This window comes from Bacillus sp. ISL-34 (genome assembly GCF_018613325.1).
In the GTDB taxonomy this organism is placed as follows: domain Bacteria; phylum Bacillota; class Bacilli; order Bacillales; family DSM-1321; genus Peribacillus.
On the sequence record NZ_JAGGQJ010000023.1, the window covers coordinates 239,212 to 252,539 of the forward strand.

General features: G+C 42.0%; 15 protein-coding genes and 1 pseudogene. 3 read left to right on the forward strand and 13 right to left on the reverse strand.

The annotated features are described in order from the left end of the window. The first annotated feature begins 145 nt into the window (after nt 1–145). Nucleotides 146–880 carry an SDR family NAD(P)-dependent oxidoreductase gene (locus J7E52_RS16655; protein WP_214749057.1) on the forward strand — a complete coding sequence of 245 codons (735 nt, stop codon included), beginning with the start codon at nt 146–148 and terminating at the stop codon, nt 878–880. A gap of 89 nt (nt 881–969) precedes the next feature. Here the strand turns inward: J7E52_RS16655 and J7E52_RS16660 are convergent, their stop codons facing one another. The 8 genes from J7E52_RS16660 to J7E52_RS16695 all read right to left on the reverse strand — a co-directional run bounded on the left by J7E52_RS16660 (nt 970) and on the right by J7E52_RS16695 (nt 8,217). Beyond that, nucleotides 970–1,455, reverse strand: coding sequence for a DedA family protein (locus J7E52_RS16660; protein ID WP_214748729.1), 486 nt, complete (start codon nt 1,453–1,455; stop codon nt 970–972). A 234-nt stretch (nt 1,456–1,689) separates the two neighbouring features. Beyond that, on the reverse strand, nt 1,690–2,238 hold the full coding sequence (lepB, locus tag J7E52_RS16665) for a signal peptidase I (RefSeq protein ID WP_286197819.1): 549 nt from the start codon (nt 2,236–2,238) through the stop codon (nt 1,690–1,692). A gap of 94 nt (nt 2,239–2,332) precedes the next feature. Then, the gene (locus J7E52_RS16670) at nt 2,333–2,716 is read right to left on the reverse strand and encodes a DnaJ family domain-containing protein (RefSeq protein WP_214748736.1); all 384 of its coding nucleotides are present in this window, start codon (nt 2,714–2,716) and stop codon (nt 2,333–2,335) included. Between the two features lie 189 nt (nt 2,717–2,905). Continuing rightward, nucleotides 2,906–4,795 carry an immunoglobulin-like domain-containing protein gene (locus J7E52_RS16675; protein ID WP_214748738.1) on the reverse strand — a complete coding sequence of 630 codons (1,890 nt, stop codon included), beginning with the start codon at nt 4,793–4,795 and terminating at the stop codon, nt 2,906–2,908. Nucleotides 4,796–4,973: 178 nt separating this feature from the next. Further along, nucleotides 4,974–5,384 carry a DUF4064 domain-containing protein gene (locus J7E52_RS16680; protein ID WP_214748742.1) on the reverse strand — a complete coding sequence of 137 codons (411 nt, stop codon included), beginning with the start codon at nt 5,382–5,384 and terminating at the stop codon, nt 4,974–4,976. A gap of 170 nt (nt 5,385–5,554) precedes the next feature. Further along, nucleotides 5,555–5,728, reverse strand: coding sequence for a hypothetical protein (locus J7E52_RS16685; protein WP_214748744.1), 174 nt, complete (start codon nt 5,726–5,728; stop codon nt 5,555–5,557). Nucleotides 5,729–5,939: 211 nt separating this feature from the next. Next, nucleotides 5,940–7,388, reverse strand: a complete 1,449-nt coding sequence (gene cobA / locus J7E52_RS16690) for a uroporphyrinogen-III C-methyltransferase (protein ID WP_214748747.1) — start codon at nt 7,386–7,388, stop codon at nt 5,940–5,942. A gap of 13 nt (nt 7,389–7,401) precedes the next feature. Then, nucleotides 7,402–8,217: a uroporphyrinogen-III synthase gene (locus J7E52_RS16695; RefSeq protein WP_214748749.1), complete on the reverse strand. Its 816-nt coding sequence runs from the start codon at nt 8,215–8,217 to the stop codon at nt 7,402–7,404. A gap of 360 nt (nt 8,218–8,577) precedes the next feature. Here J7E52_RS16695 and J7E52_RS16700 point away from each other — a divergent pair, with 360 nt between their 5' ends. Both J7E52_RS16700 and J7E52_RS16705 read left to right on the forward strand, forming a co-directional pair. Continuing rightward, nucleotides 8,578–8,688, forward strand: a complete 111-nt coding sequence (locus J7E52_RS16700) for a MerR family DNA-binding transcriptional regulator (RefSeq protein WP_309476902.1) — start codon at nt 8,578–8,580, stop codon at nt 8,686–8,688. Between the two features lie 81 nt (nt 8,689–8,769). Then, nucleotides 8,770–9,493: pseudogene (locus J7E52_RS16705) on the forward strand (aldo/keto reductase). A gap of 135 nt (nt 9,494–9,628) precedes the next feature. Here J7E52_RS16705 and J7E52_RS16710 read toward each other — a convergent pair. From J7E52_RS16710 to J7E52_RS16730, 5 genes are all read right to left on the reverse strand, one after another. Further along, the gene (locus J7E52_RS16710) at nt 9,629–9,901 is read right to left on the reverse strand and encodes a hypothetical protein (protein WP_214748752.1); all 273 of its coding nucleotides are present in this window, start codon (nt 9,899–9,901) and stop codon (nt 9,629–9,631) included. Between the two features lie 140 nt (nt 9,902–10,041). After that, a complete protein-coding gene (locus tag J7E52_RS16715; RefSeq protein ID WP_214748755.1) occupies nt 10,042–10,752 on the reverse strand; it encodes a DsbA family oxidoreductase in 711 nt (236 codons plus the stop codon). 74 nt (nt 10,753–10,826) lie between these two features. Beyond that, nucleotides 10,827–11,282: an RrF2 family transcriptional regulator gene (locus tag J7E52_RS16720; RefSeq protein WP_214748758.1), complete on the reverse strand. Its 456-nt coding sequence runs from the start codon at nt 11,280–11,282 to the stop codon at nt 10,827–10,829. A gap of 197 nt (nt 11,283–11,479) precedes the next feature. Next, complete coding sequence (locus tag J7E52_RS16725) at nt 11,480–12,244, reverse strand: TIGR03943 family putative permease subunit (protein ID WP_214748761.1); 765 nt, start codon at nt 12,242–12,244, stop codon at nt 11,480–11,482. Then, the gene (locus J7E52_RS16730; protein ID WP_214748763.1) at nt 12,244–13,260 is read right to left on the reverse strand and encodes a permease; all 1,017 of its coding nucleotides are present in this window, start codon (nt 13,258–13,260) and stop codon (nt 12,244–12,246) included. The genes J7E52_RS16725 and J7E52_RS16730 overlap by 1 nt, the downstream gene beginning before the upstream one ends. Between the last annotated feature and the right edge of the window lie 68 nt (nt 13,261–13,328).

Here is a 13,328-nt window from a genome sequence, read left to right on the forward strand (position 1 = left end):
CAGCAAGAAAAAGGAAATTCGCAAGCAGGAAAATAAAATGCTTGATGGATTCTTGAAGGAGTTATAGTATTGCTCGTTGATAATATAACCTTTGAACTATACTTGAACATATATTCATCGTTATAACCAATTAGGAGTGATCATGATGGGAAGATTGACTAATAAAGTAGCCATTATCACTGGCGGAGCATCCGGTATGGGCAGGGAAATGGTCGACCTATTCACAAAAGAAGGAGCACAAGTCATTGCTGCTGATATCAATGAAAAAGCTCTGGCTGTTGTGAATGAATTGGATAACGTCCATGGAACTGTACTTGATGTATCTTCAGACGAAAGCTGGAAAAAGATGACGGATGAAGTTATCGCTAAATATGGCAAAATCGACATTTTGGTTAACAATGCCGGTATCTCAACGGAAAAAGGCATTAACGATACGTCATTGGCCGATTGGCAGCTAATGTTAAGCATCAATGGATTTGGACCATTCCTTGGAATGAAACACGTTGTTCCTTACATGGCTAAAGAAGGTAAAGGGGCAGTCGTGAACATTTCTTCCTTTACTGCTCAAATCGGAATGGGCTTAAACTCTTATTCTGCTTCAAAAGGTGCCGTTCGTGCTATTTCCAAGGCTGTAGCAACGCAATATGGCCGCATGGGCGTCCGAGTCAATGCCGTATTCCCTGGTATCATCGAAACACCAATGACGCAAAAATTAGAAGAGTCAAAAGAGTTAGTGAACCAAATGATCAAGGCAACTCCATTACAACGTTTGGGTCAGCCGGCGGATATTGCAAATGCCGTGCTTTATCTAGCATCCGATGAGGCATCATACGTAACTGGTGCCGAGCTTGTCATCGACGGTGGATACTCAGTTCAATAATTATAAGGCAGAAATGGAAAATCCCGTTTCTAAAAATACAGAAACGGGATTTTCTGAATCAATAAAAATATTTTTTAAATTGTAATGAGTTACGTTAACACACCAATGAAATAGCCAAAAGTCGTAAATACCAAACACCAGCTGAAAGCCCCTGCACCTGCAAATATAAAGTACTTTCGTTTCCCCATTCCATTCATACCGGAAATGTAACTGGCGAAATGACGGACTCCTGGGATGAAATAGGCTATGATAATGGTCCAAGGGCCGTATTTATTGAACCATTTCTCCAATTTTTCCAACCTCGCGGGGGTCATTTTGATCCACTTGCCATGCTTCCTCAAAAAAGGCTTCCCTACCTTTTTCCCGATGAAATAACTGAAAAGCATCCCGGATATCGATCCAAGGAAACTGACAAGGAATGCTCCCTGGACATTCAAAACGGAGATGGATGACAAATAGCCGACAAAAGTCATCATGAACTCATCAGGTACCGGCAAGCCAATAATCCCAATGGCCAACAGCCCATATATCGCAAAATAACCATAGTTTGATATTAAATCTTTTACTATATCCATCTATAGTACTCCATCTCAGCACCCTTTTTTAAAGTAATCCAATTTCTTATGCGGGCCTGGTTAACGTGATTACTTCTTTTTAATAGGATAACCTAATTTAACCCAAATGAGTTGATTTTCATAAAAAAAAGAAAAAAAAGAAGAATGGACACGTTTTTTGTTGAAAGGTCTGTATGACAATGGAATGAACAGAGGCAACAATAAAGCGGACTCTATACCTGAGTCCGCTCCTTCTTATTTCACAATCTTTATTTCATTGATCGGCCAATACACTAGATTCGCCTTGCCTACAATTTCATCGACGGAAATCGTGCCGATTTCACGGCTATCCAAACTATTTTGGCGATTGTCCCCCATAAGGAACAGCTGATCTTCCGGCACAGTCATGCTGCCTGTAATGTCTTCGAGCTTGAAGGATTCAGTCAGCGGCACTCCTGCCATCTGATTCTTATATTTGTCCAAGTATGGTTCTTCATAAGCTTTCCCATTGATATAAAGCGTATCGTCTTTATATTCAATATGGTCACCTGGAAGACCGATAACCCTTTTTATATAATCTTTATCTGCCGTTGCATGAAAAACGACAATATCAAACCGGTCGATACTATCGATATTCGTTCCAAACTTGGTAAGAACAATCCGTTCGTGGTCTTGCAGGGTCGGCATCATTGACTCACCGTCCACGACAATCGGTGCAAAAATATACGTTCGAATTAAAAAAGCTAGAATGACTGCAATCACGATCGCTTTTATCCATGAAAAAACTTCTTTTCTATTTTCCAATCGAAGTCCCTCTCTCTGTTTTTTATTCATGCCATTATATCATAATCCTTTAATTATCACGTCATACAAATACCCACATTTTACACATTATCAATTACTTCCATTTTTCATACTGGATTTCGATGCTTTCCAACTCTATTTCCCGGCGCTGCATTTGGGCTGGACAAATCGTATTATATGTACGGATTTTCTCATTTACTTCATCAATTCGTTTCATTATTTCAGATTCAGGTCCATTCATTTTTTTCAATCGAACCAATCCGGATAGCTCTTCCCGAATTTCTTTTTGCCATTTTATCCAAAGCGGAAGGTAGCCGGCATCCTTGGCCTTCGTCAAGAAGTTGTCATATATATTTCCCGATAACGCCGACTCCGGAAGCGGTTTTCCAAAGCCAGGATTATTCTTCAACCCGCCGTCTCTTTCATATTCCTTAAAAATCTGATCCATCCAGTTTACATGCCCGTGTTCTTTGCCCATAAACAATCTCCCTTCAGATCACTTTCTGTTACATCTATTTACAATTATAGCATTTTTATCAATATCCACTCCACCCTGGAGGATTAATCGATGAACACTTTCTACTATTATATAAGCATATCTTTCAGCCAAAAACATTCAGACATCAAAAAAAGGATTCCACTATTGCCGGGAATCCTTCTTTGCCTTCTATTTAACTGTGATTTTCCTTTTTACTTCAGCTTTATTCTTCGATTTATCCGTAACAGTGTAAGTCAATGTATAGGTGCCTTTTTTCTTCGTATTCACAGTCCCAGTTATTTTGATCTTACTTGTTAAACTTCCATCAAGATTATCTTTCGCGGATACACCTGATTTAGGATTGAATGTCGAGTTATAGGCAATGGTTTTGCTTTTGGCACCGGAAATGACCGGCTTGGTGCTGTCTACCGTAATCTTTATTGTGACTGTCGCAGTATTTTTCGATGAATCAGTGATTGTATACTTTAATGTATACGTTCCCTTTTTCTTCGTATTCACCGTACCTGTCACTTTGATTTTACTTGTCAAGTTGCCATCCAGGTTATCTTTCGCGGATACGCCTGATTTAGGATTGAATGTCGAATAATAGCCAACGGTTTTACTATTGGCTCCCGAGATGACTGGCTTCGTGCCATCTATCGTGATCTTCCTTGTGACAGTTGCTGCATTTTTCGATGAATCGGTGACCGTATACTTCAATGTATAGGTCCCCTTTTTCTTCGTATTGACTGTACCCGTCACTTTGATTTTACTGCTCAAGTTGCCATCGGCATTATCCTTGGCACTCACGTTTGTTTTTGGATTGAATGAAGAATTAAGTTTGATGGTTTTATTCCCGGCACCTGAAATCACTGGCTTGACTTGATCATATACAATTATTTCCCTTGTGACCTTGGCAACATTCCCAGCCTTGTCAGCTACCGTATAAGTCAAATTATAGGTGCCCACTTTCTTGGTATCCACCTTACCTTCCACACGTATGGCACTCGTTACGTCACCATCTTTATCATCCTTCGCCTTTACGCCGGTTTTAGGATTGAACGTTGAGTTGAATGGAATCGATTTACCGGCAGCCCCTGAAATCAAAGGCTTAGCCGTATCCTTGATGGGCGCGACAATCGATGGCCTATTGGAGATGTAAGCTGATGAAACATACCCCTTAATACTCTTGTCTTCCGTTTGTACGGGGTAAAAAACAAATTTATTCCCCTTAGATTCGTGATAGTCAAAATTTCCTGTGATGATCAGCCTTGTATTTGGTGGCACAAGCACTGCACCTGTCGTAGTGCTTATTTCTTTCCTGATATTTGCGCTGGATGATGTCACCACTTTATCTCCTGCCTTGAACCAATAAACAGAGTCATGTGTTTGATCTGTCAGTGTGTATTCCAGCATATTGAAGATGATATTTTCACCGCTATCCCGATCATATTGAAAGTCCGTTGTTTTGAATGGATATTTGGCCAGTTTTGTGCCATCCAAATAACTTTGGTTTTCTATCTCAGCAAAAACTTCCTCTTGGTAGGCATTCGCATTTCTTTGCCCGTTTTCCTGGTAAAGAGGACTGTTAACCGGTTTTGTCCCATTGTATGCCATGACAGGGAAATACCAATTTTCGATGACCCTTCGTCCTGCATCTTTGATCTTGGGCAAATCCCTTCTTGAATACATGCCACTCAGGACTTCGACGCCTGCCTCGATATTGTAGACTATATCATTTTCCAGCTTTTTCTGGTCATAGCCACTTTTATTGGTAAGCTGCATTAGACCGATACCTCCATCGCCGGATTTAATCGGTGTACCGTCCTCATTAAATTGCCTCCAATCCCCGTTTTCCTGCGTGGCCACCGCTTTTACCACTTCAGGGGGGATTTCAGCCTCTATTGCCGCATTTGTCAGTAAGCAGTTGATCTGCTTATGGGAAGGATTTTCATTGGGTTGCATCTCACCGAATGATGAACACGCATTGGTTATTCCGGACTCCGCAAAAGCCTGTCCATTGAACAAACCGAGTGTTAAACAGGTCATTATACCAACCTTCATTAAAGGTATCTTCATTGATCGAACTCCAGTCTATTTATATTTAAATCTATAACAATAGTAACATGATAGACTGGTGATTGCAGGTATAAAAAGGTATATTCCCCTAAAATAACCTCACAGCACAAAAGGAGCTTTCCCGCATTTTCGGGACAGCTCCTTTGTTTTCAAATCACACTATGTATTTTGTGTCGGATCATACGATCACTTCCACCGTTTCCCTCGGCTTCCTTACAAGGCACATGATTCCCGGTACGATGAAGAAGATAAGCGGCCAAACATGAAAGATCGTCAGAATGCCCGTTATGATCAATAAGATTCCGGCTCCCTTCGCTTTGCCGCCTTTTAATAGAAAGATAGCGATTAAGCCGCCTGCCAAGGCAATGACCAGCGATATGATCCCTGCCCATAATAAGCCCATGAAAAACTTGATTGACATATCTACCTCAGACGAGGAAAACTCAGAATCTGTCATTAATGAGTAGTCCATCATTTCTTTCAGATCAATACTGTTGAGATAAATGGCCGTTATGATCGTCACGATTAAAAAAATTGCAGCGATAACCACGCCTGTAATACTTAATACGTATTCCCATGTCCGTTTCATTTGCTTCGCCTCCCTGGAAAAGTCACTTGTATATAATACCCAATCTGGGAAGGAATAAAAGACTTTTATTCCTTCCTTCTCAAAATCTTATGAGCGTCGATTTGGCAGGGCTAACCAAATATATCCCTGCCATAAGTCGTAAACAGGAAAACACCCCAGAGGTGGGACCGTCAGTCATCCTTCTTTTTCAATCGTTCATTTAATTCATCTCTTTTATTTTCCAGGTTATTCATTTTTGTCATATGTTTTATAAAGAAACGGATCGCCTTCACAACCATTACGAATAGCAGAACTAGTAGGGCAAGGTAGAATAATTGCCATAAAATATCAACAATATCAAACATGAAGTCACCCCCTATCTTTGAATGTTAACCATCCTTCCATTCCGGAAATCCTCAATAAAAGCAGTAAGTGAGGCCTTTTCGGATCTTTCCGCATTTTCCCGAGATGTCCCGTAATTAAATGATAACATGATAGTCCATAACACTGAATGCAAACAACATTTCAATTACATGGATAACCTCCAAAGGAAAAAGACCCTGTTTTTATCAGAGCCTAAAAAACATTCCTATTCACGATCAACTCCACCAATTGTTCTACAGACGGTTCCTTTGGCATCATATCCAATGTAAATCCATATTCTTTAAGTCTATTGCCGGTACTTTCCCCGATTACCCCGATGGAGGCTTGATTTAACAGCCCTTCAATATCCACGTCGGCCTTGTTCCCATATTGCATCAGCATATCAACTGAATGCCGGTTCGAAAATAGTACCGTTCCGACAGCTATCCCGCCAAGCATTCTCGGGAGGATTTCAAGGAATCTTTCATCGACAAATTTATCGATTGATTGAAAATAGTCTCCGTCCCCATGAGCAGGATCTCTTTGATCTCTGTTTCGATCTCCAACAACCAGCAGGGTTCCGGCTTCCGACATCTCGGATTTGAGCTCGGCCATCAGACCCCGTTGCTGTAAAGCCTTTTTCGATTTCCTTGATAACACATAAAGTTTAGAAGAAATCCGGCGGAAATCAATAGCATGTTCAGTGAGTGAATCCAAGAATCCATGGACACTTTCGGGCGAAGTGAAGAGTATTCGATCATACGAAAGAAAAGAGAGCAGCTGACTTTCTTCAATTTTCATTTTTGCCGCATTCCATTTAGGAAACTCAATGACTTCGCCGCCAAGTTCATGCAGGGCTTCTGCCAAGGAACTCTTTGCCGTTCCGGTTCGGGCCACTAAAAACCGTTGTCCACATAGTGGCTTCTTTTCGAACCATTGCAGTTTTCCCCTTAGTGAAATGATATCCCCGACCAAGGTGATCGCAGGGTTGCCAAGCGACCTTTCACTTACCCGTTCTACGATATCATCCAAGGTCCCCTCAACACTTTCCTGCCTTCCATAAGTGCCCCATTGAATGACGAGTGCCGGCGTGTTCCCTGGCTTTCCATGATTGATCAAATTTTCGCGGATATACGGAAGGTTGGCCACACCCATATAAAAGGCGACCGTATCAATACTTTTCACAAGTCCATTCCAATCTATATCCTTTTTCGTTTGATCATGGCCCGTCACCATCGCAAAGGAGCTTCCGTAATCCCGATGCGTGACGGGGACTCCTGCATACATGGATGCGGCAATGCTGGATGTAACCCCAGGAATGACCTCGAATGGGATTCCCTCATTTTTCAACAATTCCGCTTCCTCCCCAACTCTTCCAAAAACGGAAGGATCACCGCCTTTCAAACGGACGACCCGATGCCCTGCCTGAGCTTTGGAAACAAGCAGCTCATTGATTTCCCCTTGACTGATGCCATTCTTATAAGGTGTCTTGCCGCAATATATCAATTCACAATCGAGGGTGGCAGCCTCCAACAGTTTGGGATTTAGCAATCTGTCATATAAAATGACGTCCGCTTCTTCAATCGCCGTTTGACCTTTTACGGTGATCAGGCCCATATCACCCGGACCTGCACCCACAAAATAGACCTTGCCCTTGGTCATGCCGCACTCACCCCTATCTGCTTGCTATTCCCTGATAATATTTCACCAGCTCCACCATTGCACTGCCCATCCGTTGATCTTCAGGATAAATGACCCGCTCGATCCCTTCATCGATCACTACCTGCGCCGTTACCTTTCCGACCGCAAGAGCAATTACATCTGATGCAAACAGTTCGGCTATCTTATCCTCCACACCTTGTTCACGGACAAATCTCATTAAATTTCGCGGCTGAGGTGCACTCGTGAAAACAACCGAATCGATTTTGCCTTCAAGGAGTTCTTGGATCAGCTGCTGCATCGTTTCTTTTTCGGGCGGTATATGTTCATATGGCAGGATTTCTTTATGCTCCACTTTTTGTTCATCCAACCAGTTCATCAAAAGAGGCGCCGGATCGCCGTGAAGCTGCAAGGCGACCTTTACACCTCCTGGCAGATGGCCTTCCAGATTGCGAACAAGCCCTGCCGTACTGCCATCATCATCACGGATTAGTGGCTGCAGGCCAAGCTTTTTCAGCATATTCACCGTTTTATAGCCCCTAGCTGCAATTTTCATAGACTGCAAGGCTTCTATGAAACGATCTCCCGCTTCCATCTTCACAGCCGTTTTATATAATAATTCCGTCCCCACTCCCGTCGTGAGGATGATCCAATCGAACTCCCCTGCCATCAACCGGCTGACATCCTCTTCCAAATGGGAATCATCAAGGAATACCGTCCCCTGTGCCGGGCGAACGAGCGGGACTCCCCCAAGATTTTGAACGATTTTACTAAGTTCTTCCGTCTTCCGCGCTCCCAATAAAGCAACGGTCCTGCCATTAAGCTTACTCATCCATGCCCCTCCTATATGTACATTCAATTAAATCCATCTCACTCATTATACAAATTTTCAGTCTTTGAAACTATAAAAAACGAATTCCATATCAAAATCAACGCTTTTTCTTTCATTTATCCTATATGAAATCAATGGAAAAATGGATTAGCAGCACTTTTCTTTTTATAAGTCCCACCCTCGTGGAGGTTCGAGCTTTTACTCGTAAGTTTGGAGCAAATACTCGTGAGTTTCCAAGAAAAACTTGACCTGGAGTTCACTCCAGGTTGTATACTGTCCTCATCATTTAAAAATAATTATAAAAGGGGATGGAGTATATCTGAACACTATACATTGAAGGAACTTATTAAGATATGCGAAGTGAGTGAGGATACAGTACGGTATTATGAAAAAATTAAACTTTTGCCTCCTATATCTCGAAAAGGCAACGGTCATAGAGTCTATGATGAGGTACACAAAGGAACCCTTTAAGTGCCTTAAAAAGACAGGCACGTCTCTTAATCCGAAGAATTGATTGGTGAAGCAATCCGCGAAAAAGGTAGTCGGAACAGCTTGATTATTTCCACAAAGGCTTCACTAAATCCACAGTTTTTAGAAGGTAACCTAAAAGTAGACAATAGTCCGGCTGCTTTACGCCAGTCAGTAGAGGATAGTTTAAAAGACTTCAGACTGATTATATTGACATTCTTTATCTACACTTTCCCAACAGCACAACTCCGTTAGCTGAATCTGCAGCTATACTTGCACAATTAAAAAAGGAAGGAAAAATTAAAGCCGTAGGAGCGTCTAATTTAAACTTTGAACAGCTTAAAGCTTTTAATGAACATGGACAATTGGATGTTCTTCAAACGGAGTATTCATTATTGGCTCGCCCTGCAGAAGAAGAATTAATTCCTTATTGTTTAGAAAATAATATCTCTATTATTCCATTTTTCCCCCTAGCATCCGGATTACTTGCTGGCGCCTATAAGAAAAAGGACATTTTTACAGATACATCCCGACTAAACAATCCTTTATTTCAAGGAGAGGCATTTCTTGCAAACCTTAACGTATTGACCATTTTAAAGTATTCGCAAAAAAGAAAGGAGCACAACCTGCACAAATTGCGCTTGCTTGGTTATTGACTCGGCCAGCTGTTGACCTGATAATCCCTGGGGCGACAAGACCTGATCAAATAACTGCAAATCTCCAAACATTAGATATCCAATTTACCAAGGCTGAACTTAGTGAACTTGATACTATTTTTAAGATAAAATTTACAACAATAATAACATAGCGTGTTTTGAAAGAATGTTTATCAAAACACGCTCTTCTTATCTTAGAGATGTCCTTTAGTTCAATAAGAAATATACCTTTTTCAGTCAGTAAAAAAGCTGCCAGCAGGACATCAGTTTAATCAATTTACCCTTTGTTAATTCTTGTTTAGTGCCCTTTGGGCAATATGCTTCTGTTCTTTTTTCACAAAAACATCATATTGAGTGGTTTCATGGCGATTTTGAAAGCTTTCGGAACCTGAATTCATAGGCGTTTTCGTTTTGAATTGTATCCCTTCCCTTTCCAATTTCGCAACCACCTTAAAATAATTATCAGTCCCGAATGCCGTATATATACATGTCCAATATTTATAGGAAATTAGTTTGGCAGTTACTACACATGCCATCACGAAGACTAGTATTCCAATCATTATATACACCTTTTAGCTCCCTTTCATTTCGGACTTTTTCGAAAAACTATCCAGTACACTATATTCTTTGCCATACATAACATTTCCTTTTTAAGTAAAAAAAGGAGACCCAGTTTCGGGTCTCCTTCTTCATATCTTCATTATTTTTCCGGCACGTTACAGGAACCATCCGTACAAGCGTCGCCTGTTGCTGGATCATTCACGATTGTAAGGGGGTTTTCCTCTGCCCATACTTTTTTAAGCGTATCCAGGAACGCTTCTGTTGGCTGGGCGCCGGAGATTCCATACTTGCGGTTAATGACGAAGAATGGCACACCTGTAATACCAAGCAGGCTTCCTTCTTGCTCATTTCCCCTAACCTCTGCCGTAAATGCCGTTCCTGCCAACATGGCTTCCGCCTCGGACTTTTCAAGGCCAACCTCTTCAGCCAAACTAGCCAATGTAGCGTGATCTCCAATATGTTTACCTTCCGTAAAGTAAGCTTTAAATAGACGTTCATTCATTACTTTCTCTTTACCTTTTGATTCAGCAAAATGCATCAAGCGGTGAGCATCGAACGAATTCGTTAAGACCACTTTGTCCAAATGATAATCGAGTCCCAATTCTTTGGCCTGTTGAGTCAGGTTTTGGCTGTTCGCTTCCACCTGCGCTTGGGACATGCCGTATTTCTTGGCCAGCATTTCATTTTGAGTCATATTGATATCCCGCTCAGCCTCTGGGTTCAACTCAAAACTGCGAAATGAAACCTCTACCTGATCTTTATTTTCAAACTGCTTCAAAGCCTCTTCGAATCGACGCTTTCCTATATAACAGAACGGGCATTGATAATCCGACCAAATTTCCACCTTCATGTAAATACCTCCTCATTTTAAATGCAATCGCATTAAGCACATTATATAATCCTGGGTATCCTCTTGCAAGGATATTACCCCAGACACTCATTTTCAAAATTGGTGAAATCTACTTTCTTCATGAATTCTTCCAATGTATAGCCCTTTAGCAGGCGCAATGTTTCCTTTTCGGCTTCGTTCATGATCTCCTCCAAAGCCGTATCCAGCTGCTTCCCGACTTCACCGCATTCGCTCGTTTCCATACAAACAAGACACTCCGGCCGGACCGCTTGATACACATCGGCCAAAGTAAGCCGAGAGGCAGGCACCTTCAAGCTATATCCGCCTTCCCGTCCTTCCTTTGTTTCGACGATTCCCGCAGCTGCAAGCTGTGCCATCACCCTTCTTAAAAAAGTGGCATGTGACCTCACCTTTAAGGCGATTGCCGAACTTGTCAGGAGCTTTTCGCTTTGTGCGAGCCAAACCAGAGAGTGAACGGCAATAGCGAACCGCGGCGGTCCAATTTGATTGTTTCGATTACCTGAAGACAAAATTATCCCCCCTTACACCCCTATCCATTGTAAGGCCATTATACTATGTTACGTGCTCCCGAACAAATGGCGCAGGTTCCGGATTTTTCGACCGTTGCGCACGATTTCCTAGTCGTTTCCGGTTTTCGGAAAAATAATATACCCTTTTTCGGCACAGTTGAAAACCCGGCAAAACATTTTTGCCGGGTTTTCCAATTCTACTGAATGATTTGTACATTCTCATATAAATAAGCTTCTTCGGGTGCCTTTATTTTCTTCGACTCTTTTAAATCGATTACCGGTACGGGTTCCCCTTTATAGCTTCCTTTTTTTAATGTCCCTGTAATCGTATACCAATCATTCGTCTTCATTCCTTCCACATTCCCGTTGACCATATATCCGTATAACGTCGCATCGACCACACAGCAGGACATGGAGAGGCGGGAGATGGCCATTTGTTTTTTCGTAAATGTATCCTCACGGTATATGAACCCCGAAATCTCTATTTCCTTCCCCTCGATCGTTTCGATGTTGTTCAGTAAATCATCCAGTACTTCAAAATAATTATCATCGGTTACGGAGATTTTCTCCCCATTGGTATGTTTACCTGAATCATAGGAGCTTACCTTCTGTGTCTGCTGATTCGCCATCCCCCTTTTCGCAAGCACTTCCCCGCTTAATGTAAAATCGGTCAAGATGAAGCCCAGAAGAATCGGAATGAAGAACAAACTATATTTCAGGACCAGCGCGGACGAGGAAGACTCTCGATTCGATCCGCAATCACAATGATGTCCATCCTGTTTTTGTTTTTTCATTCTGAGAAGGCTGATCACTAAAAAAGCAAAAAGTGCCGTCAATGCATATGGAACCATTTTGGGTGCAATCAATTTCGTTAAATATCCTGAAACATATAATTTAAAGATCATGAGGCCAAGTCCAAGCAGCAGCAATCCTTCAAGTCTTTGGATAAAAAAACCTTTCATCAGAAGCCCCCCTTACTGATCAATCCGCCTGCAATCAGGCATAGGCTGAAGACGACTGCGAAAACAAGCAGGACATACGTGACGACGAAGCTCCGTTTAAAACAGGACATCATGATCAGAACATTTTTCAAATCCAGCATGGGACCAAATACAAGGAACCCCAGTATGGAGCCTGGCAGAAAACTATGGGAAAAGGAGGCGGCAACGAATGCATCAGCTGATGAACAGAGTGACAGCACAAACGCAATTCCCATCATCAAGGCCGTGCCTTTTATTGGCGCCTGACCAATATCGGCCATTACGGACCGATCCATAAACACTTGAAATACACTTGCAAACAAGGCCCCAATGATAAAGTATCTGCCGACCAAGAAAAACTCCTGTGAAGTATGATCAATGAAGCTTGTCCATTTACTGGACTGAATATCATGTTCATGTTCATGCCCGTGAACCAGTTCCAGCTTCTCCTCTTTCACCACATCTTTAGTGCTGAATATATGAATGAATAAACCTGCAATTATGGCCGTCAGGACACAAAGAATGATTCTTCCATATAGAATGGCCGGATTATTTTGGAACGCATAATAAGTTGAGCCGAACACGATGACATTCAATATTGGGGCAGTTACAAGCAAGACAACACCTGCATGGACCGGGACACCCTTTTGAATCAATTTCCGGACGACAGGGATGATTGCACATTCGCAAACCGGAATGATCAGCGCTGCCCCTATCGCAGCAAATATGGCCGTCAGGGGCCTTTTTGGAATCATCCGCTGAATGATTTCTTCACTTATGAACAACTGGATGAACGATGATGCAATGGCACCCAGGAACAGGAAAGGAATCGATTCTAAAAACAACCCCAAAAACACGACGAACACAGAGTGAAGCATCGGGTAGCCCGAGAAATCAATCGCTTTGGGAATGAATACATCACCTAGAAAAAAGAATGCCAGCAGCAAAAACAGCAGAATCAATAACAGCAAATTTCCCGTGTAGCGTTTCAAAAGCATATTCAACCACCTCACAAATCACAATTATTACGATTTAAGTTTGGATTCGGTCTAGTATATGCTTTTGA